At 69.2% G+C, this 22,544-nt stretch carries 17 protein-coding genes, 3 tRNA genes and 2 pseudogenes; 13 read left to right on the top strand and 9 right to left on the bottom strand.

Features of this window, described 5'->3' with window-relative positions; translation table 11 throughout:
- Nucleotides 1-28 precede the first annotated feature (28 nt).
- Entirely contained in the window at nt 29-832 is an 804-nt protein-coding gene (locus tag ACWCP8_RS12930; RefSeq protein WP_352264263.1) for a glycerophosphodiester phosphodiesterase, read from the bottom strand.
- Between the two features lie 222 nt (nt 833-1,054).
- On the opposite strand from ACWCP8_RS12930, the gene ACWCP8_RS12925 reads away from it, so the two are divergent.
- Nucleotides 1,055-2,521 carry a S1C family serine protease gene (locus ACWCP8_RS12925; RefSeq protein WP_451115896.1) on the top strand — a complete coding sequence of 489 codons (1,467 nt, stop codon included), beginning with the start codon at nt 1,055-1,057 and terminating at the stop codon, nt 2,519-2,521.
- Between the two features lie 49 nt (nt 2,522-2,570).
- Nucleotides 2,571-2,657: transfer RNA gene (locus ACWCP8_RS12920), tRNA-Ser, on the top strand.
- An 83-nt stretch (nt 2,658-2,740) separates the two neighbouring features.
- Here the strand turns inward: ACWCP8_RS12920 and ACWCP8_RS12915 are convergent.
- Entirely contained in the window at nt 2,741-3,646 is a 906-nt protein-coding gene (locus ACWCP8_RS12915) for a bifunctional DNA primase/polymerase (RefSeq protein ID WP_352264083.1), read from the bottom strand.
- A 394-nt stretch (nt 3,647-4,040) separates the two neighbouring features.
- On the opposite strand from ACWCP8_RS12915, the gene ACWCP8_RS12910 reads away from it, so the two are divergent.
- The 9 genes from ACWCP8_RS12910 (at nt 4,041) to ACWCP8_RS12870 (ending at nt 12,666) form a co-directional block, all read left to right on the top strand.
- Complete coding sequence (locus ACWCP8_RS12910) at nt 4,041-4,352, top strand: hypothetical protein (protein WP_352264265.1); 312 nt, start codon at nt 4,041-4,043, stop codon at nt 4,350-4,352.
- A 207-nt stretch (nt 4,353-4,559) separates the two neighbouring features.
- Nucleotides 4,560-5,744, top strand: a complete 1,185-nt coding sequence (locus ACWCP8_RS12905) for an acyl-CoA dehydrogenase family protein (protein ID WP_451115893.1) — start codon at nt 4,560-4,562, stop codon at nt 5,742-5,744.
- A gap of 80 nt (nt 5,745-5,824) precedes the next feature.
- Nucleotides 5,825-6,760: a bifunctional MaoC family dehydratase N-terminal/OB-fold nucleic acid binding domain-containing protein gene (locus tag ACWCP8_RS12900; protein WP_451116072.1), complete on the top strand. Its 936-nt coding sequence runs from the start codon at nt 5,825-5,827 to the stop codon at nt 6,758-6,760.
- Nucleotide 6,761: 1 nt separating this feature from the next.
- Complete coding sequence (locus ACWCP8_RS12895; RefSeq protein ID WP_451115891.1) at nt 6,762-7,844, top strand: acyl-CoA dehydrogenase family protein; 1,083 nt, start codon at nt 6,762-6,764, stop codon at nt 7,842-7,844.
- Nucleotides 7,841-8,236 carry a MaoC family dehydratase gene (locus ACWCP8_RS12890; protein ID WP_352264086.1) on the top strand — a complete coding sequence of 132 codons (396 nt, stop codon included), beginning with the start codon at nt 7,841-7,843 and terminating at the stop codon, nt 8,234-8,236. The genes ACWCP8_RS12895 and ACWCP8_RS12890 overlap by 4 nt, the downstream gene beginning before the upstream one ends.
- Nucleotides 8,233-9,402: a lipid-transfer protein gene (locus ACWCP8_RS12885; protein ID WP_352264088.1), complete on the top strand. Its 1,170-nt coding sequence runs from the start codon at nt 8,233-8,235 to the stop codon at nt 9,400-9,402. Before ACWCP8_RS12890 ends, ACWCP8_RS12885 begins: the two co-directional genes overlap by 4 nt.
- Before the next feature lie 178 nt (nt 9,403-9,580).
- Nucleotides 9,581-10,270 carry a SigE family RNA polymerase sigma factor gene (locus tag ACWCP8_RS12880; RefSeq protein WP_352264090.1) on the top strand — a complete coding sequence of 230 codons (690 nt, stop codon included), beginning with the start codon at nt 9,581-9,583 and terminating at the stop codon, nt 10,268-10,270.
- A gap of 153 nt (nt 10,271-10,423) precedes the next feature.
- A complete protein-coding gene (locus ACWCP8_RS12875) occupies nt 10,424-10,819 on the top strand; it encodes a nuclear transport factor 2 family protein (RefSeq protein ID WP_451115888.1) in 396 nt (131 codons plus the stop codon).
- Between the two features lie 155 nt (nt 10,820-10,974).
- Entirely contained in the window at nt 10,975-12,666 is a 1,692-nt protein-coding gene (locus tag ACWCP8_RS12870; protein ID WP_451115886.1) for a long-chain fatty acid--CoA ligase, read from the top strand.
- A 113-nt stretch (nt 12,667-12,779) separates the two neighbouring features.
- Here the strand turns inward: ACWCP8_RS12870 and ACWCP8_RS12865 are convergent, their stop codons facing one another.
- From ACWCP8_RS12865 to ACWCP8_RS12850, 4 genes are all read right to left on the bottom strand, one after another.
- Nucleotides 12,780-13,001, bottom strand: coding sequence for a winged helix-turn-helix domain-containing protein (locus ACWCP8_RS12865; protein ID WP_352264095.1), 222 nt, complete (start codon nt 12,999-13,001; stop codon nt 12,780-12,782).
- A gap of 558 nt (nt 13,002-13,559) precedes the next feature.
- Nucleotides 13,560-14,324 (bottom strand): hypothetical protein, encoded by a 765-nt coding sequence (locus tag ACWCP8_RS12860; protein WP_451115884.1) that lies wholly within the window; start codon nt 14,322-14,324, stop codon nt 13,560-13,562.
- Nucleotides 14,325-14,440: 116 nt separating this feature from the next.
- Nucleotides 14,441-18,505, bottom strand: coding sequence for a PAS domain-containing protein (locus ACWCP8_RS12855; protein ID WP_451115882.1), 4,065 nt, complete (start codon nt 18,503-18,505; stop codon nt 14,441-14,443).
- Between the two features lie 226 nt (nt 18,506-18,731).
- Nucleotides 18,732-19,223 carry an SSI family serine proteinase inhibitor gene (locus ACWCP8_RS12850; protein ID WP_451115880.1) on the bottom strand — a complete coding sequence of 164 codons (492 nt, stop codon included), beginning with the start codon at nt 19,221-19,223 and terminating at the stop codon, nt 18,732-18,734.
- A 199-nt stretch (nt 19,224-19,422) separates the two neighbouring features.
- Here ACWCP8_RS12850 and ACWCP8_RS12845 point away from each other — a divergent pair.
- Both ACWCP8_RS12845 and ACWCP8_RS12840 read left to right on the top strand, forming a co-directional pair.
- Nucleotides 19,423-19,513 (top strand) — tRNA-Ser (locus ACWCP8_RS12845).
- A 215-nt stretch (nt 19,514-19,728) separates the two neighbouring features.
- Nucleotides 19,729-19,801 (top strand) — tRNA-Arg (locus tag ACWCP8_RS12840).
- 896 nt (nt 19,802-20,697) lie between these two features.
- Here ACWCP8_RS12840 and ACWCP8_RS12835 read toward each other — a convergent pair.
- The 3 genes and pseudogenes from ACWCP8_RS12835 to ACWCP8_RS12825 form a co-directional block, all read right to left on the bottom strand.
- A pseudogene (locus tag ACWCP8_RS12835) lies at nt 20,698-21,133 on the bottom strand (site-specific integrase); the annotation flags it as partial.
- A 163-nt stretch (nt 21,134-21,296) separates the two neighbouring features.
- Nucleotides 21,297-21,640, bottom strand: a pseudogene (locus ACWCP8_RS12830) (replication initiator); the annotation flags it as partial.
- 591 nt (nt 21,641-22,231) lie between these two features.
- A complete protein-coding gene (locus ACWCP8_RS12825) occupies nt 22,232-22,465 on the bottom strand; it encodes a hypothetical protein (RefSeq protein ID WP_382828987.1) in 234 nt (77 codons plus the stop codon).
- Between the last annotated feature and the right edge of the window lie 79 nt (nt 22,466-22,544).

Genomic DNA, 22,544 nt, shown 5'->3' with positions numbered 1-22,544 from the left:
TGCGCCGGTGTACACCCTGTAACTGATGTTAAAGGCGACCCAGTTGGGACAGAACCCGTTTTGGGCGGTTCGTGATGATTGCCTCGACGCCAAGGCGTGCGCAGAGCTCCACGTCCTCGGGTTCATCGACCGTCCAGACGTGCACACGGTGGCCGGCCCGGTGCAGTCGCTCGATGTAGCCCGGGTGACTGCGTACGATCCGCAGTCCCGGGCCGGCGATCCGGGCGCCGGCCGGCAGTCGCCCGTCGCGCAGCCGCGGCGATACGAACTGCATCAGATAGACGGTGGGCAGGGTGGGCGAGGCAGCCTGAATGCGGTGCAGGGAGCGTGCCGAGAAGCTCATGATCCGGACCGGCGAGGGGCCCTCGTCCGGCGGAGTGTCGAGCTCGAAGCGCTTCAGCAGATGCAGCAGCCGTTCCTCCACCTGGCCCGCCCAGCGAGTGGGGTGTTTGGTCTCGATGGCCAGCTGGAGGGGGCGCCCGGCAGCACGCGTCTCGACGACCAGCTCGAGCAGTCGCTCAAGAGTGAGTACGGAGGTGAACTCGCCCGGCACCGGATCCCAGTCCGGGGACTCCTCGCGGTCCTTCCAGGAGCCGAAGTCGAGGGCGGCGAGTTCGGCGAGTTCCAGGGCGGAGACGGCGCCCCGGCCGTTGGACGTACGGTTCACCCGGCGGTCGTGCACGCAGACGAGGTGGCCGTCGGAGGTGAGCCGTACATCGCACTCCAGCGCGTCCGCGCCGTCCTCGATGGCCTTCCGGTAGGCGGCCAGGGTGTGCTCGGGAGCGTCGTCGGACGCCCCGCGGTGTGCGATGACCTGGATGGGATGCTGCATGGTGTGCTGCCGTGCTTGGGTCACCGCGTCATGGTGCCACCGAGTGGCGGCGGGGGTGCGTACCTTGCGGCGGGGGACCGTTTTGCCGGATATAAAGATTGGTGCACGGACACACAGGTCCTGCTTACAGTGGCCTGACGGGTCATGGGAAAAGCTGGCTCCAGACACGTACGCAGCGGATCTCTTGCCGAAAATTGATGAGGAACCGAGGAGTAAAGAGCTGTGAGCACAGAGAACGAGGGCAACGAGGGCACTGCGGCTCAGGCCGTTCCGTCCGTTCCGTCCGCACCTCCCGTGCCGGCCGCTGCTCCTGAGGGCACGCCTGCGCCCCCGTCGGCGCCCGCGGGCCCGGATTCGTCGGACGCGGCGGCGACGCAGCAGTCCGGGCAGGCGATGGACTGGCCGCCGCCGCAGTCCCCTGGGCCGCAGCACGCGCCGTCCGCGCAGCCGCAGTCGGCCGGTGCCTGGCCGCCGCCCCCGCCTGCCGTTCCCGCGTACGCGCAGGGCGCGGGTGGTGGCGGTGGTCCCGTGTGGGGGGCGGCCAACCAGCTGCCGCCGGAGGCTCCGCGCAAGCGGCGCGGCGGTGGCCTGGTGGCCGCGGTGGCTGTCGCGGCCCTCGTGGCGGGCGGCGTCGGCGGCGCCCTCGGCTACTGGGCTGCCGACCGGAACGACAGCGGTAACTCCTCCGGTTCGACCACGGTCACGGCGTCGACCAATCCGCAGGCCCTCAAGCGCGACCCCGGCACGGTCGCGGGCGTCGCGGCCAAGGCGCTGCCCAGCGTGGTCACCATCGACGCGCAGAACGGCGACGGCGAGGGCGGCACGGGCACCGGCTTCGTGTACGACAAGGAAGGCCACATCCTCACCAACAACCACGTGGTGGCTTCCGCGGCGAACAGTGGCCAGCTCACGGCGACGTTCTCCAACGGCAAGAAGTACGACGCCGAGGTGGTCGGCCGCGCGGAGGGTTACGACGTCGCCGTACTGAAGCTCAAGAACGCGCCGTCGGGGCTCTCCCCGCTGGCCCTCGGCAACTCGGACCAGGTCGCGGTCGGCGATTCGACGATCGCGATCGGTGCGCCGTTCGGTCTGTCCAACACGGTCACGACCGGCATCATCAGCGCGAAGAACCGCCCGGTCGCCTCCGGTGACGGTTCCGGCGGCAGCAACTCCTACATGAGCGCACTGCAGACCGACGCCTCGATCAACCCGGGCAACTCCGGCGGCCCGCTGCTCGATGCGCGTGGTGCGGTCATCGGTATCAACTCGGCCATCCAGTCGACCGGCAGCAGCGGTCAGGCCCAGGCGGGATCCATCGGCCTCGGCTTCGCGATCCCGATCAACCAGGCGGAGAACGTCGCCCAGCAGCTGATCAAGACCGGTCAGCCGGTCTACCCGGTGATCGGTGCCACGGTCACCATGGACGACAAGACCGGCGGCGCCGTCATCTCGGACCAGGGCTCGGGCGGCACGCCGCCCGTCAGCCCGGACGGTCCCGCCGCCAAGGCCGGTCTCAAGGCGGGCGACGTGATCACCAGGTTCAACGACACGGTGATCGACAGCGGCCCGACCTTGATCGGCGAGATCTGGACCCACAAGCCGGGCGACAAGGTCACGCTGACCTACAAGCGCGACGGCAAGGTGTCGACGGCCGAAGTCACCCTGGGGGAGCGCAAGGGCGACAGCTGACCGGCTAGGCTGTCCTCGCGTCAAGGCCGGTCGATGACCGATGACGTGGGGTGGGTTGCCCGAGCGGCCTAAGGGAACGGTCTTGAAAACCGTCGTGGCAGCGATGTCACCGTGGGTTCAAATCCCACACCCACCGCAGCACCTGTGAAGGGGCGTCCGAGAGGGCGCCCCTTTCTGCGTGCACGGACGACGGTGTCGAGACCGGTCGGTGGTGCGGGCTCAGGGGAATCGGTCGGGACGGTCGGCGTCCTCCGGGCCCATGGGGCGGCCGGAGGTGAGGCGGGCGGCTGAGGCGATGGTGGCCCGGGCCTCGCGTTCGGTGAGGCCGGTGCGGACGGCGGCGTCGGTAAGGGCGTCCGCCAGGGCGTCGCCGAAGCCGTGTTCGTACGCACGGCAAGCAGCCCAGAAGAGACGGGTGTTGCGCTGTCCTTCGTGTGCCGCGAGAACGAACTGGACCAGCCCCTGGCCGTGGTGGGGGCGGCCGGAGGGGTGGTGAGGACGTGCGGGGGGCGCGAGCAGCCGGAGGAGCGCGCGGGGGCAGGGGGCCGGGGAGAGATCGGCGGCGCCGGGGGCGAGGCGGTAGGTGCCGCGAGCGGTGACCGAGCCGGGACCGACCAGGTAGCCGCCGGTGCCGCGGATGTCGATGCCGGGGGCGAGGCGGCTTGCGGAATTCGGTACGGATATGCCGGGCGGGCCGGTGAGCCAGATGTGGCGGCCGCCGCTGGGAGTGATCACAGTGACCGTCGGCGGGATGGTGAACAGGTGGTGCAGGGCCAGCTGCTGGAGGGCCGCCACGGAGTCGATCCGGCCGGTGGTGTCGATGTCGAGGTCGACGCCGATGAGGTGGTGCGGGGCCCGGCCGCAGGCGATTCCGTAGCCGGTGGCCCAAGGGGCGGCGGCGAAGAGGGCGCGTACGGCGGCAGGGTTCGTGGTGGCGTCGTGGACGCCGTGTCCGGGGAGACCGCAGGCGCCCCGGCACGTGACCGGCCGGTCCTCGTCGTGGTGGGGAGAGCGCAGGGCGGGGAGCTTGGTGGCGGACAGCGGGATGACGGGGAGCCCGTGCTCGGCGGCGGAGAGCGCGTGGGCGAGGGCCAGGGTGGCGGTCTGCCGGTCGGTGATGGCCATAGCTCTATGTTCGTACAACTGTTCGAAGAAAGGAAGAGGTGGCGGGAGTGAGGGGCGGGCGACGGTGGAGGGTGGCGCCGGGTCGGTTGCTGCGGATCGAGCGGGGTGGATCGGGCGGGGTGGAAGGGCGGAAAATGTGCCGAAACGCTTTTCCTCTTGGGGCGCGCGGGATCGCGCGGTGCCGGGGGTGTGTGCCAGGGGTGTGAGCTGGGGCTTTGGGGCGGGCAGGAGGTTTATCGGGTGTTCCTCATGCTTGCGGGGGAATCGGTGGACCTGGGTGGTTCGCCAGGGATTCGGTGGGCAGCTTTGGTCTCGCGACGTCGTGACCAAGATCGAGGCGGTCGGCCAACTGCCTCGAAAACAGCCGCACTTTCGGTTCCTGGAGGAAATTGACATGGCAAGCATCCGTACTGCTCGTGCCCTCGCCGCTGTTGCCGCACTGCCCCTCGCCGCCGCACTCTTCGGCGGCGTTGCCCAGGCCGACAACGGCTCGTTCGCGAACGACGGGTCGAACGCGGGAGTTGCGACGATCAGTGGCAGTGGAGTCGGCAGGAACAACTCCGGCAACTCGTCGACGTCGCAGCAGCAGGCCACCGGTTCCGGGGCATCGAACCAGAGCAACTTGGCGCAGGTGAACCGCTCGGCGTTCACCGCGATCTACCAGTCCAACAGGAACGTCACGGTGAACTTCACGAAACTCTGGTGAGCCGGGGTCCACCGTGGGCCGGTCGGGGGGCCGGTGCGGGGTGGGGTGAACAACGGCCTGCGTGAGGGCGCTTCTGCGTCTTCGCGCAGGCCGTTCGCGTTTCCCGCGCAGGAGCGTTCGGGCGTCGCCGACCTTGACAGCGGCCACGAAGCTGACGGACAGTCAGAAACTCTGATCCGTACGCCCGCGTCCGGAAGGCCCGCCGCCGTGCACCTCGCCCCGACGGAGCGTCAGCAACAGCTGCGCGCCGAGCTCCGCACCTATTTCCGCGATGTGATCACCGGGCCGGATGCGGCGTCCGGGATGTGGGCAAGACGTGCCGATGATCCGGCCGAACAACGCCGACTGCTGCGCCGGATCGGCGCCGACGGGATGCTCGGACTGGGCTGGCCCGTGGAGTACGGAGGTCAGGGCCGCGGTCCCGACGAGCAGTTCGTCTTCTTCGACGAGGCGTACCGGGCGGGTGCGCCCGTGTCCATGGTCACGCTCAACACTGTCGGCCCGACCCTGATGAAGTACGGGACCGAGGCGCAGAGGGCGTACTTCCTGCCGCGGATTCTCAACGGCGACCTCGTCTTCGCGATCGGTTACAGCGAGCCGGAGGCCGGCACGGACCTGGCGGCGTTGCGCACCAGGGCGGTGCGGGACGGCGACGCCTGGGTGATCGACGGGCAGAAGATCTTCACCAGCAATGCGCAGAACGCGGACTGGATCTGGCTCGCCTGCCGTACGGATCCGGATGCGGCCAAGCACAAGGGCATCTCGATCATCCTGGTCCCGACGGACGCCCCCGGGTTCACCTGGACCCCCATCGAGACCGTGGGTGGTCTGACCACGACGGCCACCTATTACGACGGGATACGGGTACCCGCCGCGAATCTGGTCGGCGAGGAGAACGACGGCTGGGGGCTGATCACCAACCAGCTGAACCATGAGCGGGTTGCGCTCGCCGCGATCGGGATGCAGGCCGAGGAGTTCTACGAGGCGGCGCTCGCCCACGCTCGTACCCCCGATCCGGTGAGTGGGCGGCGCCCGGTTGACGAGCCGTGGGTGCGGTCCCGACTGGCCGAGGCCTATGCCCGGCTGGCGGCAACGCGCCTGCTCAACTGGCGTTTGGTGGGGGATGTGGGGGCGGGCTCGCTGGCCCCCGGCGAGGCGAGCGGCGTGAAATTCATGGGAACCGAATCGGCCGTCGAGGTGTATCGAATGTGCCAGGAAATCACGGGCGAGGTCGGACTGGTCCGCGGTGGTTCGCTCGGTTCCTTCGGGGACGGGGAGCTGGAGCGGATGAACAGAGCGGCGCAGATCAACACCTTCGGGGGCGGGGTGAGCGAGGTGCAGCGGGAGATCGTCGCGACGATGCGGCTCGGCATGAAGAGGGGGAAGCGGTGACGGACGTGCGATACGAGCAGGGCGGACAGGGCGGCCGGAGCCCGCAGGACGAGCGCGGCGGGCGGGGCGGGTCGGACGAGATGTACGAGCGGCTCAAGGCGTACGAGGGGCGGGCGGCCGCCACCGCGGGCGTCGGCAAGGACCTGGTGAACGAGCCGATGATCAGGCACTGGTGCGAGGCCATGGGAGACACGAACCCGGCGTACGCGGGGCCCGCGGCGATCGCTCCGCCCACCATGCTGCAGGCGTGGACGATGGGCGGCCTGTCGGGGCACTCGGACCGTTCAGGGGCGTACGACGAGCTGTTCGCCCTCCTCGACGGCGCCGGGTACACCTCGGTGGTCGCGACCGACTGCGAGCAGGAGTATCTGCGGCCGCTGCGTCCCGGGGACCGGATCACCTTCGACGCGGTGATCGAGTCGGTGTCGGAGCGGAAGACGACCAGGCTGGGGACGGGCTACTTCGTCACGACGCGGATGGATGTCCGAGCAGCCGGGGAGCCGGCCGGGACGCACCGCTTCCGGATCCTCAAGTACACACCCGCAGCGGTGAGGCGGGGGGCGAAGCCGGGAGGGTCGGCGGGGGTGAAGGAAGGCGGCCGGAGTCTGCGGCCGAGGCCGGTGATCAATCGGGACAACGCCGGGTTCTGGCAGGGCGTCGCCGAACACAAATTACTCATCCAGCGGTGCGGGGAGTGCGCGACCCTGCGCTTCCCCTGGCTGCCCGGGTGCAATGAGTGCGGTTGTCAGGAGTGGGACACGGTCGAGGCGAGTGGTGAGGGCACCGTCTTCAGTTATGTAGTGATGCATCACCCGCCCTTCCCCGCCTTCGCCGCCTCCGACGACGCCGGACCGTACGCGGTAGCGCTGATAGAGCTGGCGGAGGGCGTACGGATGGTCAGCAATGTGGTCGGTGTGCCGTACGACAAGGTGCGGACTGGGATGCCGGTCAGGCTGGAATTCCTGTGCATGGACCCGGAGTTGGAGTTGCCGGTCTTCCGGGGGAGGGAGGGTTGACATGGACTTCACGCCCACGGAGGAGCAGACCGCGGCGCAGGGCCTCGCCGCGCAGATCTTCGGAGATCTGGCCACGCACGAGCGGCTGGCCGCCGCCGGGACGGGGACGGACACCGAGCTGTGGAAGGAGCTGTGCGCGGCCGGGCTGACCGCCGCCGTCGAGGAGATCGGGCTGCTGGGTCTGGTGCTGCTGCTGGAGGAGCAGGGGAGAACGACTGCGCAGGTGCCGTTCGCGGTGACATGTGCGTACGGGCTGCTTGCCATTGCCGAGCACGGTACGGACGAACAGCGGGAGCGACTGCTTCCGCCGCTGCGGGACGGCACTGCTTTCGCCACCGGCGCGTTCCCGGCACGCGATGGTCTACGGGCCGCCGGGGAAGGGCGGTTGAGCGGCAGCGTGCCCTATGTGCCGTGGCTGCGGGACGCCACTCTGGTGCTCGTGGCGGACGCGGACCGGGTGCTGTGGATCGTACGGACCGCCGACCCGGGTGTGACGGTGACGCCCGTGGAGACCACGGCTCCATGGTCGGCGGCCCGGCTCGACCTGGACCGGGCGCCCGGCGAGCGGCTCGGTGGACCAGCACGACGGACGGGGACGGACACGGGGGCGGACAGTGCGACCGGGACGGCGGCGTATGGAGCTGTGCTGGCCACGAGCCGTACGGCGTTTGCGGGGTTGCAGGCCGGGGTGTGCGCCGGGTCGCTGGCCCGGGCGGTCGCCCACACCACCACCAGGGAGCAGTTCGGACGCCTGCTCTCCACCAACCAGGGGGTGTTGCTGCGCGCCGCCGATGCCCATATGGACACCGAGGCGATACGGGTCACCGCGTACGAGGCGGCGTGGCGCCACGACAAGGGATTGTCGTACGCGGCCCAGGCGCTGACCGCAGCCTGGTGGGCGTCGGAGGCGGGCAAGAGGGTCGTGCACGCCGGACAGCATCTGCACGGTGGGACGGGAGCCGACCTCGACCACCCCGTGCACCGGCACTTCCTCTGGGGCCGCCAGCTCGACGCCTATCTGGGATGCGGCAGCGAAGTGCTGGAGGAGTTGGGTCAGTTGCTGGTGAAGGAGGGATCGCAATGAAGGTCGGCGAGGAGCTGGCGCCGCTGGAGGTCGCAGTGACCCGCACCCTGGTCGTCGCGGGCGCCATCGCCTCCCGCGACTACCAGGACGTGCACCATGACGCCGAGCTCGCACAGCAGAAGGGCTCCCCGGACATCTTCATGAACATCCTGACGACCAACGGCCTGGTCGGGCGGTACGTCACCGACCACTTCGGGCCCTCGACGGTGCTCCACAAGGTTGCCATCAGGCTGGGCGCCCCCAACTATCCGGGGGACACCATGGTGCTGAGCGGCACCGTCACGGCCCTCGGCGACGACGGGACGGTCGAGGTGACGGTCGTCGGAGCCAATGGTCTCGGCAGGCACGTCACCGGCAAGGTGACCATCAGCGTTCCGGAGGGATCCGCATGAGCGTGCGCAGGGCAGATTCGCTCGGCGGACGGGCCGCGATAGTAGGGATCGGGGCGACCGAGTTCTCCAAGGACTCCGGGCGCAGCGAACTGAAGCTGGCCGTCGAGGCGGTGCGGGCCGCCCTCGCCGACGCCGGGCTGGCCCCCGCCGATGTCGACGGCCTGGTCACCTTCACGATGGACACCAGCCCCGAGATCACTGTCGCCCAGGCGGCCGGCATCGGGGAGCTGTCGTTCTTCTCCCGCATCCACTACGGGGGCGGGGCTGCCTGTGCCACCGTGCAGCAGGCGGCGCTCGCCGTGGCGAGCGGGGTGGCCGATGTCGTGGTCTGCTACCGCGCATTCAACGAGCGGTCGGGGCGCCGCTTCGGTTCCGGGGTGCAGCACCGGGAACCGACGGCTGAGGGGACGGCGCTCGGCTGGAATCTCCCCTTCGGACTCCTCACCCCGGCCTCCTGGGTCGCCATGGCCGCCCAGCGCTACCTGCACACGTACAACCTGACGCCGGAAGCCTTCGGCCATGTCGCGGTCACCGACCGGCGCCATGCTGCGCGCAACCCGGCGGCGTACTTCTACGAGAAGCCGATCACGCTTGCCGATCACGCCGCATCGCGCTGGATCGTCGAACCGCTACGGCTGCTCGACTGCTGTCAGGAGACCGACGGCGGACAGGCGATCGTCGTCACCGGTGTCGAGCGGGCCCGCGCCCTTCCCCGGCCACCCGCAGTGATCACCGCTGCCGCTCAGGGTGCCGGGCGGGCGCAGGAACAGATGACCAGCTTCTACCGTGACGGGCTGACCGGACTGCCGGAGATGGACGTCGTCGCCAGACAGCTCTGGCGTACCTCCGGACTCGCTCCCACCGACATCGATGTGGGCATCCTCTACGACCATTTCACCCCGTTCGTTCTGATGCAGCTGGAGGAGTTCGGATTCTGCGGACCGGGTGAGGCAGCCGACTTCGTGGCGGACGACGCGCTGCCACTGAACACGCACGGAGGCCAGTTGGGAGAGGCCTATCTGCACGGGATGAACGGCATTGCGGAGGCGGTCCGGCAGATCCGGGGCACGTCGGTGAATCAGATACCCGGAGCGGCGAGAACGCTGGTGACAGCAGGCACGGGGGTCCCCACCTCGGGACTGATACTGGGCACGGACGGCGCGTGACGGGGGCGCGACGGCGCCGGCGGGGCGGTGGGGCGGTCCGGGGGCGACCCTGAGTCCTGATGACGGCCCCTACTCCTTCAGGAGGTGGGGCCGACCCCACCCCTACAACCTGAGGCGGACGTGGCTTCGGGACCTGGGGCCGATCCCCCGGGGTAGTGCCCACTCCTAGCGTGGACCCATGACCACGCCAGTCTGCACGGGCGCCTCCAGGGGAGCCGCTGCCGCCACCGGATACGCGCCGCACACCTCGTCGGCGTCGCACACGCAGCACGCGCCACGCGCCTCATCGGCGTCATACCCGCAGCACGCATCGGCCACCACGCAGGCCTCGCACACCGCGCTCACTCCGTACGGGGCGCGTGCTCCGTACGTTCCGTACCCGTCGTTCTCGTCGTTCGTGCGGGCGCGGGGGCCGGTGCTGCTGCGTACCGCGCGCTCGCTCACCGCGAACCCGAGTGATGCCGAGGACCTGCTGCAGACCGCGCTCACCAAGACGTACGTGGCGTGGGAGCGGATAGAGGATCACCGGGCGCTCGACGGTTACGTTCGCCGGGCGCTGCTGAACACCCGGACCTCGCAGTGGCGCAAGCGCAAGGTCGACGAGTTCGCCTGCGACGAGCTGCCCGAGCAGGAGGCCTCTCCGGCGCCCGATCCCGCCGAGCAGCAGTCCTTGCACGATGCGATGTGGCGGGCCGTGCTGAAGCTTCCGGACCGGCAGCGGGCGATGGTCGTCCTGCGTTACTACGAGGACCTCAGTGAGGCGCAGACGGCCGAGGTGCTCGGGGTGTCCATCGGCACCGTCAAGAGCGCGGTCTCACGAGCGCTCGGCAAGCTCCGCGAGGATCCGGAGCTGACCCCCGTGCGCTGAGCCCGGAGCTCGCCGGCAGTACGGCGGGCCGACGGGCCGGCAGGCGGGCGGGGCGCGGGCTCGCGAGGCGTTCCGGGCGGTGCGACGGTTGGGGGTATCAGCCTTCCTCCCAGGACACCGGGAAACCAGAAGCCGAGAAAGGTGGCGACGGTCATGGCTGAACATCCGCATGCCGCGCTGGTCCGCAAGGGCTACGAAGCGTTCAACCGCGGTGACATGGAGACGCTGGCCGAGATGCTCGCGGGCGACGCGACCCAGCACGTCCCGGGCAACAGTCCACTCTCCGGTGACTACAAGGGCCGGGACGAGATGCTCGCGTACTACCGGCGGCTGGTCGAGGAATCGGACGGCACGATGACGGCCACGCTGCTGAATGTACTGGTCGACGGCCGGGGGCACGCAGTGTCCGTGCATCGGGTCATGGCGAAGCGCATGGGGCGGACGCTCGACGCCATGGGCGGGATCGTCTTCCGGATCATCGGCGACAAGGCCACCGACCTTGACGAGTGCATGGAAGACATTGAGGTCAGCGACGAGTTCTGGTCCTGATTCCCGGTTCCTCGCACCGCAGGTCCGGCCGGCATGCCGGCCGGGGGATTCCGACGGAAACCGATTCGTACTCCCGGGAGTAGTGACATACCAAGCGGTATGTGCGCAGAATCAGCGGAACCTTACTGCCGCGTAGCGCCCACCGGGAGGACGCCGTGCTGAGCACCATGCAGGACGTACCGCTGACTGTCACCCGCATCCTGACGCATGGGATGACGATCCATGGGAAGTCTCAGGTCACGACCTGGACCGGCGAGCCCGAGCCGCAGCGGCGAAGCTTCGCCGAAGTGGGCCGCCGTGCCACACAGCTCGCCCACGCCCTGCGCGACGACCTCGGTGTCGTCGGCGACCAGCGGGTGGCGACCCTCATGTGGAACAACGCGGAGCACATCGAGGCGTATCTCGCGATCCCCTCCATGGGCGCGGTGCTCCACACGCTCAACCTGCGGCTTCCCGCCGAGCAGTTGATCTGGGTCGTCAAGCACGCGGATGACAAGGTCGTCCTCGTCAACGGCTCGCTGCTGCCGCTGCTTGCGCCGCTCCTCCCCCACCTGACGTCGATCGAGCATGTGGTGGTCGTGGGGCCCGGCGACCGTTCGGTGCTCGACGGCGCCGTGCCGCAGGTGCACGACTACGAGGAGCTGATCGCCGACCGCCCGACCAGCTACGACTGGCCCGAGCTGGACGAACGCCAGGCCGCCGCCATGTGTTACACCTCCGGCACCACCGGCGACCCCAAGGGCGTCGTCTACTCCCACCGCTCCATCTACCTGCACTCCATGCAGGTCAACATGGCCGAGTCGATGGGGCTGTCGGACAAGGACACCACGCTGGTGGTCGTCCCCCAGTTCCACGTCAACGCCTGGGGTCTGCCGCACGCGACGTTCATGACCGGCGTCAACATGCTCATGCCGGACCGCTTCCTGCAGCCCGCCCCGCTCGCCGACATGATCGAGCGTGAGAAGCCGACCCACGCCGCCGCCGTCCCCACCATCTGGCAGGGACTGCTCGCCGAGGTCACCGCCAACCCGCGCGATCTGACCTCGATGGCCCGCGTCACCATCGGCGGCGCCGCCTGTCCGCCCGCCCTGATGGAGGCGTACGACAAGCTGGGTGTCCGCCTCTGCCACGCCTGGGGCATGACGGAGACGTCGCCGCTCGGCACCATGGCCAACCCGCCCGCCGGTCTGACGGAGGAGCAGGAGTGGCCGTACCGGATCACCCAGGGCCGTTTCCCGGCCGGCGTCGAGGCGAGGCTGGTCGGCCCCGGCGGCGACCATCTGCCCTGGGACGGCGAGTCGGCCGGCGAGCTGGAGGTGCGCGGTCCCTGGATCGCAGGTGCGTACTACGGGGGTGCGGACGGCGAGGCGCTGCGCCCCGAGGACAAGTTCAGCGAGGACGGCTGGCTGAAGACCGGTGACGTCGGCGTCATCAGCGAGGACGGCTTCCTCACCCTCACCGACCGTGCCAAGGACGTCATCAAGTCCGGCGGGGAGTGGATTTCGAGCGTCGAGCTGGAAAATGCCCTGATGGCGCACCCGGATGTGGCGGAGGCCGCCGTCGTCGCCGTCCCGGACGAGAAGTGGGGCGAGCGTCCGCTCGCGACCGTGGTCCTCAAGGACGGCGCCACCGCCGACTACGTGACCTTGAAGGGGTTCCTCGCGGAGTACGGCATAGCGAAGTGGCAGCTGCCGGAGCGCTGGACGCTCATTCCGTCGGTGCCGAAGACCAGCGTCGGCAAGTTCGACAAGAAGAAGTTGCGTGCACTACATCAGTCTGGCGAACTGGAGGTCACAACGCTGCCTTCGCAGGTCAGCAAGGGTGCCGAGGTCCCCTCGAACGACTGACGCACACTCAGACAGGGCCCACCAGGGCCACCAGGGGCCCCGGTTGATGCCGGGGCCTCCGGCATGTCTCCCAGCCCCCTCTAGGGGCACCAGGGGGCCGCCCTCCAGGGGGCTCACAGGACGTACGTCCCCATGCCTTTCTCTGCCCGCGTCAGGCCCTCCGCCTTTACGGCCTCCATCGCCCGTTGGGCAGTCGAGTTGACCACGCCGAATTCATCGGCGATCTGCACCACGCTCGGCACCTTCGAGCCGGATGGATAGGTGCCGTCCTTGATTCGCTGAACGATCACGGCAGTGATCTGCGGCCACATAGCCCGGGTGCGGTCGATCTCCATAAGTCCAGGTTCAGTGCACTGAAGTGCTCTTCGCATCCTGAGTACGCTTCGGTGCACTCCGGTACACCTCGGAAAAGAGGCGCCCCGGTGGCGCAGTGACGTTCTGGGGCCGGTCAACGCTGTTAGGAGCGAGGACAGTTGGAAGACTGCGACACCACCGATTACGCCACCTACGCCCCCACGGGTACGGACTGCACCACATGCGGCAGGCCGATCATGGCTGACGAAATCGCACGCAGGAGAGACAGCGCGGAAAGCCAGTCCACGTATCGGCACATCGAATGCCCAGGGAAGTGATCGGCTGTGCTTTTTACCCCTACGCCCGCAATGCCAATCTCCCTCACCGAAGAGTGGCGCCTAAGGCACCGCGAGGAAGACGCCCCCGCCCCCATTGAAGAGGAGCGGGAGACAGGCTCCCGGCCTGCAGTGCCGCCGGACGGCGAGTAGACAGCCTCATGCGATGAAAGAGCTTCCGGTATCCGGGGGCCCACTTTTCGCGCCTTGGACGACCGTCTGCGGCCTCCTAATATTTCCTTCCTTACTTCCTTCCCGGAGATCCTAGAGGGCGTAGAAAGGCATTTTGTAGCGGGACGGGATCGCATCCACGTCCGGCAAACCAGTCTCGAAACCGGCCCTACCGGCCGTCGCCAACTGATACGTGCCCATGTCGTTGACCTGAAAGGAAACGGCCCTATCCGGGATACCGGAGGAGGCCGACGCCAGGAGGTCACGCACGCGCAGTAGCGCGGCCCGCTTAACGTCGTCCGGCACACGGTCAAAGCCGTATGCGTACGTCACGGCAAGAGGTGTGCCGGACGGCACGGGGAGACCGTCAAAGGAAAGGCCCCCGGAGGCGTCCAGGGAATAGGCGGCCGGATCAATGGTCCCTCCGCTGTAGGTCACACCGGTAACCGACTGAACGTCGAATGACGTTAGCGGCACATGCCCCCAGGGCGACGCCGTAACCGTCTCAGTGCGGCCCTGGACAACAAAGGACCGGTCCGTGATCCGCTCGAATTCCTCGGTAACAACATCACGTGCCCTAGTGAGGGCAAGGATCGGAAACTTGACCCTGTCCGATAGCACGTCTTCAAAGGAGCGAATATCGCCCACGGAGACAAGGAGTGTCCCCACGGCTTCAAAGGTGAAGCGCTCATAACCCCCGGAGTACACCCAGAAACCCGCGTAAGAACCTGGCTTGGTCGGCGTATAAGACGCCTGCCAGACGGCCCCTGAGAGGGCCGAGGGGCCGTAGCAATAGGCATGGAAGTCCTTGAAGAAGGTGATCCGCAAGCAGTACGCGGACGGCGAGCTGGAGATCACCCAGCTCTGATCGACGGGTCCGACGGATCCGCCACGGCCTGAGAGGGTCCGCCAGGCGCAGACGACGAGGGCGGTACGGGAAACCCCGTACCGCCCTCGTCGCATGCGTCCGTCCGTCAGTTCGTGCCGATCTTCGCCAGCAGGTCGACGATGCGGGACTGCACCTCTTCGCTCGTCGAGCGTTCCGCCAGGAACAGTACGGTCTCGCCCGAGCTGAGCTTCGGCAGTTCCGCCCGGTTCATGTCGGCCGCGGTGTAGACGACCAGCGGGGTCCGGTTGAGCTGGCCGTTCGCGCGCAGCCAGTCGATGATCCCGGCCCGGCGGCGGCGTACCTGCATCAGGTCCATCACCACCAGGTTCGGCCGCATCCGGGTGGCCAGCGAGACCGCCTCGTTGTCGGTGGCGGCCCGCGCGACCTGCATGCCGCGGCGTTCCAGCGTTGCCGTCAGTGCCACCGCGATCTCCTCGTGCTCCTCGATCAGCAGCACCCGCGGCGGGTGCTGCTCGCTGTCGCGTGGAGCGAGCGCCTTGAGGAGCACGGCGGGGTCGGCACCGTACGCCGCTTCCCGCGACGCCTGCCCCAGACCGGCCGTCACCAGTACCGGAACCTCCGCGGCCACCGCCGCCTGGCGCAGCGACTGCAGGGCCGTACGGGTGATGGGGCCGGTCAGCGGGTCCACGAAGAGCGCGGCGGGGAATGCCGCGATCTGGGCGTCCACCTCCTCGCGGGAGTGCACGATCACCGGCCGGTAGCCGCGGTCGCTCAGCGCCTGCTGGGTGGAGACGTCGGGCGCGGGCCAGACGAGGAGCCGACGCGGGTTGTCCAGCGGCTCCGGAGGCAGCTCGTCGTCGACCGGCTGCGGCGACGGGCGGTTGGCGACCTCTACCGCACCTCCCGGGCCGTCCAGCGGCTCCGGACCTTCGGCGCCCTCGTCGGGTGCCCCGATGGCGTATGCGCGCCCCTCGGCCGCAGGGGCGGACAGCAGCTGCCCGGAGGTACTGGTGGTGGGAGCGGCGGCAGGCTGCGCAGTAGCGGCCGGTGCGGCGCCGGGCTGCGTGGCGGCCGGCTGCGGTACGGCGGGCTGTGCCGTGCGCTCGACCTCGGGCGGGGCGGCGAGCTTACGGCGCCGGCCGGCGCCGCCGAGCGTCTGGTTCTGCTGATGGGCGAGGTGCTGGACGAACGGCACGCCCTGCCCGAGCGTCCGCACGCTGAACGCGCGCCCCTGCGTCGAGTCGGCCGACGCGGAGGCGGGCATGGGGGCCTCGGCCGGCAGCGGCTGGCGCCGCGCATCCGGCACCGGCTCGGGTACCGGCACGGCTGCGGTGTCTCGCGGGTGGCTCTCCGTCACACCGGCGGGGCTGGTGGTGCCGGTGGTGTGGGTGGTGTGACCCCCTCCGGTCCGGTCCAGGTCGCCGCCGGGGGGTGTCAGGGAGGCCGGCCCCTGTCCCGAGGTGCCGTTCTCCGTCCAGCCCCCGGGCTGCGCGGGCAGTCCGGGCTGCATCGGCCGCTGCAGGGGCTCCGGCTGCTGCGGTGCGTCGGCCTGACGGGCCCGGCGGCGGCCGGTCGGCCCGGGGTGTGCCTGCGGTGGCGTGTGGGCGTCGTCCTGCGGGTCCCGTACGGCGTCATGGCGTCCGGGCAGCGAGGCGTCCGCCTCACCGGCCGTGGGCGCAATCCGGTCGGCCTCGGCGGGCGGGAGCGCGAACGCGGTCCGCGGCCCCGTCGACTCGGCCGGAACGGACCGGTCCTGCGCGGTCCCGAGCGCCCGCCGGGCCCGCCGCCCGGTCGGCTGCGGCTGGGCCTGGCCCTGCTGCGGGCCGCCCTCGCTCTGCCCGTGGCCGACGGCAGGAGCGACTGCCGAGAGGGCCAGCTGATTCTCGTTGCCCTGACGCGTGCGGTGTCCGCCCGCAGGCACCGGCATCGGCATCTCGGCCGGAACACCCTGCGGCGGCACGGTCTGCCCGCGCTGCGGACGGCCGCCACCGCCCTGTGCGCCCTCGGCCGCCGTCACCACGGAGCCCTCGGACGGCGCCGCGGCTCCGGTCAGAGCCAACGCCTGCCCGGGCCCTTGTCCCGGCTGCGGGGACTGGGTGGACTGTGCGGGCAGCGGGGACTGCACGGGCGCAGCGGTCGCCTCGGCCGGGCTGGGCCTCCCCCGCCGGCGGCCGGATCCCTCGCCCTGCTGCTGGGCAGGGACGAGCCCCTGAGGCGACTGCGGACCCTGCTGGGCGTGCTGGACCTGCTGCGCCGACTCCTCCTGTGCCACCGTTTCGCGCCGCGCCCGCCGCCGTCCGGTCGGCTCCACCGCCCCTGTGCCGGCCCCCGGTCCGGCTTCCGCCGCACCCATCGGGCTCTCCAGGAAGGCATCCGTCGACGCCCTGCGGGCCCTGCGCCGCCCGCCGGGCGGTGTCCCCGGCTGCTCCTGAACGGCAACGGCCCGGGCCCCGGCCCCGGCAACACCACCGGCCGTCGCCTCCGCCGGTGCCTGCACGACGGGCGGCTCCGGCGGCATCACGGTGCCCGACCCCGCGCCCAGCGGCACCTCGAGTACATACGCGCTGCCGCTCATCCCCGGCATCTCGTGTGTCTGGAGCACACCGCCGTGCGCCCGTACGATTCCGCGCACGATCGGCTCGTGCACCGGGTCTCCCCCGGCGAACGGTCCGCGCACCTCGATCCGTACGACCTCACCGCGCTGCGCCGCCGCCACGACCACAGTCGAGTCGATATAGCCGCCGCCCGGCACCACACGTGCCTTGCCGGTCGAGTCGACGCCGGCGACATCCGCGACCAGATGCGCGAGCGCGGTCACCAGTCGACCCGCGTCGACCTCGGCCTCGATCGGCGGCGCGTGCACCGCGAACTGGGCCCGGCCGGGGCCGATCAGCTCGACGGCGGCGTCGATACCGGCCGTCACGACGCCGTCGAGCAGCACAGTCTCCTTGACCAGCTGCTCCGCACCGCTGTCCAGCCGCTGGAAGCCCAGCACGTTGTCGACGAGCGTCGTCATGCGGGCATAGCCGGCAGCCAGGTGGTGCAGGATCTGGTTGGCCTCGGGCCACAGCTGGCCCGCCGGGTCGGCGGCGAGCTTGAAGAGCTCGCCGCGCAGTTCCTCCAGCGGGCCGCGCAGCGACTCGCCGAGTACGGCCGTCAGCTGGTGGTGCCGGGCGGTCAGGTCCGTGATCCGCTCGGCCTGCTCCTCCAGCTCTGCCGCGTACCGCTCGGTCCGGTCGGCCAGCTCGGTGGTGTGCCGTTCGGTGAGCTCGGCGACTTCGGCGGTGTGCTGTTCGGTGAGCTCGGTGACCTCGGCGGTGTGGCTCTCGGTCAGCTCGGTGAGCTGCGCCGTGTGCTGCTTGGTGAGTTCCTCGTACGGCCTGCGGTCGGTGAACGTCATCACCGCGCCGACCAGCTGGTCCCCGTCGCGGACGGGTGCGGTCGTCAGGTCGACAGGCACCTGTGCGCCGCTCTTGGACCACAGGACCTGCCCGCGCACCCGGTGCTTGCGCCCGGACTTGAGCGTGTCGGCGAGCGGCGACTCCTCGTACGGGAACGGCTCGCCCTCCGCACGCGAGTGCAGGATGAGCGGGTGCAGCTCCTGGCCGCCCAGGTCGCTGGCGCGGAATCCGAGGATCTGCGCGGCGGCGGGGTTGACCAGAACGACCCGGCCGTCCGTGTCCGTACCGACGACTCCCTCGGCCGCGGCCCGCAGGATCATCTCGGTCTGCCGCTGAGAACGGGCCAGCTCGGCCTCGGTGTCGACGGTGCCCGACAGATCCCGTACGACGAGCATCAGCAGCTCGTCACCCGTGTAGCTGCCGGCGTAGCCGGCCTGGAAGTCGTTGTACGCGGCCTGCCCGTCCTCCAGGCTGGCGCTGGTGACCTCGACCGGGTACTCGGTGCGGTCGGTCCGCCGCGCGGTCATCCGCGTCGGCTTCGTACGACCCCGCTCGTCCGCGCCCTCGGGCCTGCGCATCGACCCCGGAATCAGCTTGGAGTCGAACTCCGGCAGCAGATCGAGCAGTCCACGACCGACGAGCGCGGTGCCCGGAGTCTCGAACATTTCGAGGGCGATGGTGTTGGCGTTGACGACCGTGCCGTTGCAATTGACGAGCAACAGCCCGTCCGGAAGGGCATCGAGTATGGCTGCGAGGCGAGCAGCGCCTCGGGATGGCCTGCTGCTCACGACGACGCTTCCTCCCTGATTACCGCACCTTGCCGACAGCGGGCCCCATCTTGCCCCTCGGGCCGCAGGCTGTCACTGGAGGAGTCTAAAGGCAGAAGAGGGGCATCCGACGGCGGATGAGGGGGAGCTCTCACCAAGGTTCTGTGCATACGGTGTACGACTCCTGCCCTGTGCGAGTCCTGTGAAGAGCCCGGTACGGGTTCTGCGACGTGCCCGGCCGCCGTGTTCAGCGGACGTTGGGGAGCACCGGCCGCAGCGTGTTCCAGCGAGCGATCTCGCAACCGTTGGTCCGGTCGAAGGACGCGTCGACGTGCTGCCCCCGCCAGGTCCCGGTGACCCGGGCCGTGGCCGAGCCGCCGAACTGCTGGGTGCACATGGTGCCCGCGGGCACCGGACGGAAGGGGTCCGCGTCGCCATTCCTGTCCGTGGGCTGCGCGAGCTCCGTCAGCCGGTCGCAGGCCTGCTTCGCCACCGGATGGGTGCCGCCTGCCGGGAGGCACTGCAGTTCGTACACGCCGTCGGCCTCCCGGTCGCCGGAGTCCGAGACCGTCACCCTCAGCCGGGTCTTCTCGGTGTCGTCGTCGCCCTGAAGAGCCGACGGCAGCGGCAGCGGAATGGGCAGCAGCGGCAGGGGGCCGGTTCCGGCGGTCGCGGCCGGTACGGCAGCCGACAGTACGGCGAGGGATGCGACAGCGGTGAGGGCGAGGCGGCGCAGCATGCGGAGCTCCTGTTTGACGCGGAAGAACGGCGGAGGCGGTACCCCCGTCTTCACTAACGCTCCGCACGCCGCGGCGTTGCGCAACCCGGACGCTTTGCCCTCGTGGCCGACTGCCTAGTACCGTAGGCGGCGATTGGAGAGACAGCGCTCAGCTGTGTCATCATCTGCACGCACCACTCGCGCTCGCGCGAGGTGTGCTGGAGGCGTCGCCTAGTCCGGTCTATGGCGCCGCACTGCTAATGCGGTTTGGGTCTTAAAGCCCATCGAGGGTTCAAATCCCTCCGCCTCCGCTTGATCGCTGAAGCCCCGAGCCACTGGCCGGGGCTTCAGTCGTACCCGGACGCGGAACGTGCTCGCGGCAGCGCGAGGCGAGGTGACCGAATGAGGCGCCACAGGGCGTTTTCGCAGGTCAGGCGTGGTGTGGCTAATGGATTTCGCGTGACGGCGCAGGTCATGTAATGTTGTTCCCGCAACGCCGACCAGGCAGAAAAGCCCGGAACGCCAAGCACTCGTAGCTTAACGGATAGAGCATCTGACTACGGATCAGAAGGTTGCAGGTTCGAATCCTGCCGAGTGCACACAGCTGAGAGGCCCCCGGAGAAATCCGGGGGCCTCTTGCGTTGGGCCGTGCAGCAGCGAAGTGCAGCAACGAGCCCATCAAGCGCGGGACCAGCTCGTGAGTAGGGTGACCGCGCACGTCGCGCCAGTCGTAGAGACGAGACACCTGTGCGACGGCGGGAGGGGCATACATGAAGTTCAAGACCGGCACGGTGGGGCTCACCGCGGTAGTCCTGGCCGCATTGGCGGGGTGTGGGACTGCGACGACTGCAGGACCAGAGGGCGCGGTGGAGCGAGCATCGGCAGTGCCTTCTCCCCGGACCACAACGGCGACGGCGCACACTCGCCTCTCTTCTGCGGACCTACAGGGCCGATGGTGGACATGGGCAGCGTCGGAACCCGAGTCGACCAACCCGGTCGCCGACCAGGACGGAAGCGCATGTGGGCGCAATCAGCCGCGGGACGTGTGGTTCCTGGCCGGCACTTTCGGCACTCGGGCGAGCCGCACATGCACCGTTCCCAACGGAGTTCCGGTCGCCTTTCCCCTCGTGAACGTGTTCGGAAGCCCTGAGGACTGCGCACTCTTCATGAGGACAGCCAAGGGGTCGGCGGTCCTGGACGGCGAACGGGTCGACTCGGACGCTCACCGGGGAGAGAAGATCACGGTGGCGAGCGTCGCAAACAACGCTGTCACCGGGACGGCCGGACGCGGTACAACCACCGGGTGCGGCCTGTGGGTCCAGCTGCCTCCGCTGGAACCCGGGCCACACTCGCTGAAGATTCGCGGCCAGTCCGATGACTTCTCGACCGGCGTGGACTACTCGCTCACTGTTGAAGGCGCGTCAGACTAGGGCCCCATGCGCAAGGCGGCCCCGGGACTCCGGGGTCGCCTGCACCGTTATCGGATACACGGTGCTCAACCGGTATCGCCCCTTGCGTCCGACAGTTGGCCGATCGCGTCGCGCACTTCCTCCTCGCTCGCTCCGGCGTAGACGTGGCGATCTGCGAGTGCCGCAGGATCCGCTGAGTGATCTTCGGGTGAACCTTGAGGGCGACCGGGAGCGAACTGCACGTGTGCCAGGTGTTCCGGAGCGGGATGGCCCGAAGGCCGGCACGGCATCTGACGCCCGGCGTGCTGATCCGGTGGTCACGTACAACTCACCGGTCTCGAAGTCGATCGACTTCCCCGTCAGTTCCCAACACCTCTCCCCGACGAAGGTCGAGGGGCAGCACGAGCACCCGGGCCGCGAAAGGGTAGTCATCACGAGCAGCGGCGTCCGCGAGGAACTGGCCGGCCTCAGCGACGGACCACGGCTGACCCCGCGGCGACGCGGCTTGGATGCCTTCACCAGCTAGGCGACCCGCCCACCCTTCGGCGTCGGCAGTGACGTGCTGAATGTACTCGTCGGATCTCCTCGGTGAGCACGAGCATCCTGGTCCTGGAAAGCCCGAAGCCGAACATTTCGGCGACCTTCTTCGTGGTGTGCCACTTTCGTTGAATCGGAGCGGAAGCCATGCAGCATCTCCTTCCAGGTCGTGCAACTCGGCACGTGCTACGCAGGCGGTTTCACGCCGGTACTGGATGTCGCGGTGTATGCCGGCGACGAGACAGGATTCACCGAGGGCGCCGTGGACGGCGTACCCAGTGGGCGACGACGAGGGTGGCTGCTTCGGGGTGGCCGAGGCGTCGAGGAGTACGAGGTTTCTTCGTTGCCGATGCGGTGGACGACGGTGCCGGTGGTCTCGACGGCTTTGGTGGCGTACCTGGCGACTTAGGAGGCGACGGCTTGTTCGGTGAGGTCTTCGCCGTTGCCGAAGGCAACGATGGCCTGGACGTCGAGCCGTGCGCCCCAGCGCAGCATCCAGCCGTTGGCGAACCCCGCCTTTTCGTGCGTGGGTTCCTTCTCCATGCGTCCCTGCCGCGTCGGCAACCGCAGTGGCCGTCAGTGCCACAGCGGAGGCGTCCTGTCAATTGGGCGAATTGTGGGCAGCGTTGCGGGCTGTGAATGACAACTGTGCCAGGGCCTACGGCCGGTGAGTCACCGGTGACTGTCACATGAAATCGGTCTGTGTCCGCGATTTCCCGGCAGTTGAATGATTGATGGCGTGTCTCGGAGGCGGCCCAGTCCGGCCGCCCCTGGGGCATCAATCGGTTGAGCTTGCCAGGCGCCACGGAAAGGCGCAGCGTGGACTTAGGGGAAAAAGCCTATGGGCGCACAGCCCTTGCAGCACGGTTTGGGCGACCGTCCCGGCCATCCCATGGAGATGGTGCAGTGCAGTGAGTCGAGCTGCTCGGCTCGCCGCATTCCGGAAGATCGGACCTCATCCACTCAAGAGGAGATCGTCGTGAATGCAAATATTCGGAAGCGCGTTCCCTGCATCGTGGGCCTGTCCTGCGCCGCCGCGGTATTCGCCGGAACGGGGGGTGTGACGAGCGCTGAGGCGGCTCCTCAAGCGACGACGAAGGCGACGACGGCTGCGGCGGACTCACAGCACGAGCCATCAAGGACGTGCGGTAAGAACGACCGAAGGTGCAGGCTCGCCAACACGCCGAACACGCCGAATACGCCAAACACGCCGAGTCGCCGGTTCAACACGCCGAATACGCCAAACACGCCAAACACTCCGAGTGGCCGGATCTTCAATACCCCGAACACGCCGAACACGCCGAACACTCCGAACACGGGTCAGATCGGTGGGGTCAACACCCCGAACACGCCGAACACCCCGAACACTCCGAACACGGGTCAGATCGGTGGGGTC

Source organism: Streptomyces sp. NPDC002206, from assembly GCF_053593595.1.
This window is presented reverse-complemented; position numbering and strand designations above follow the sequence as displayed.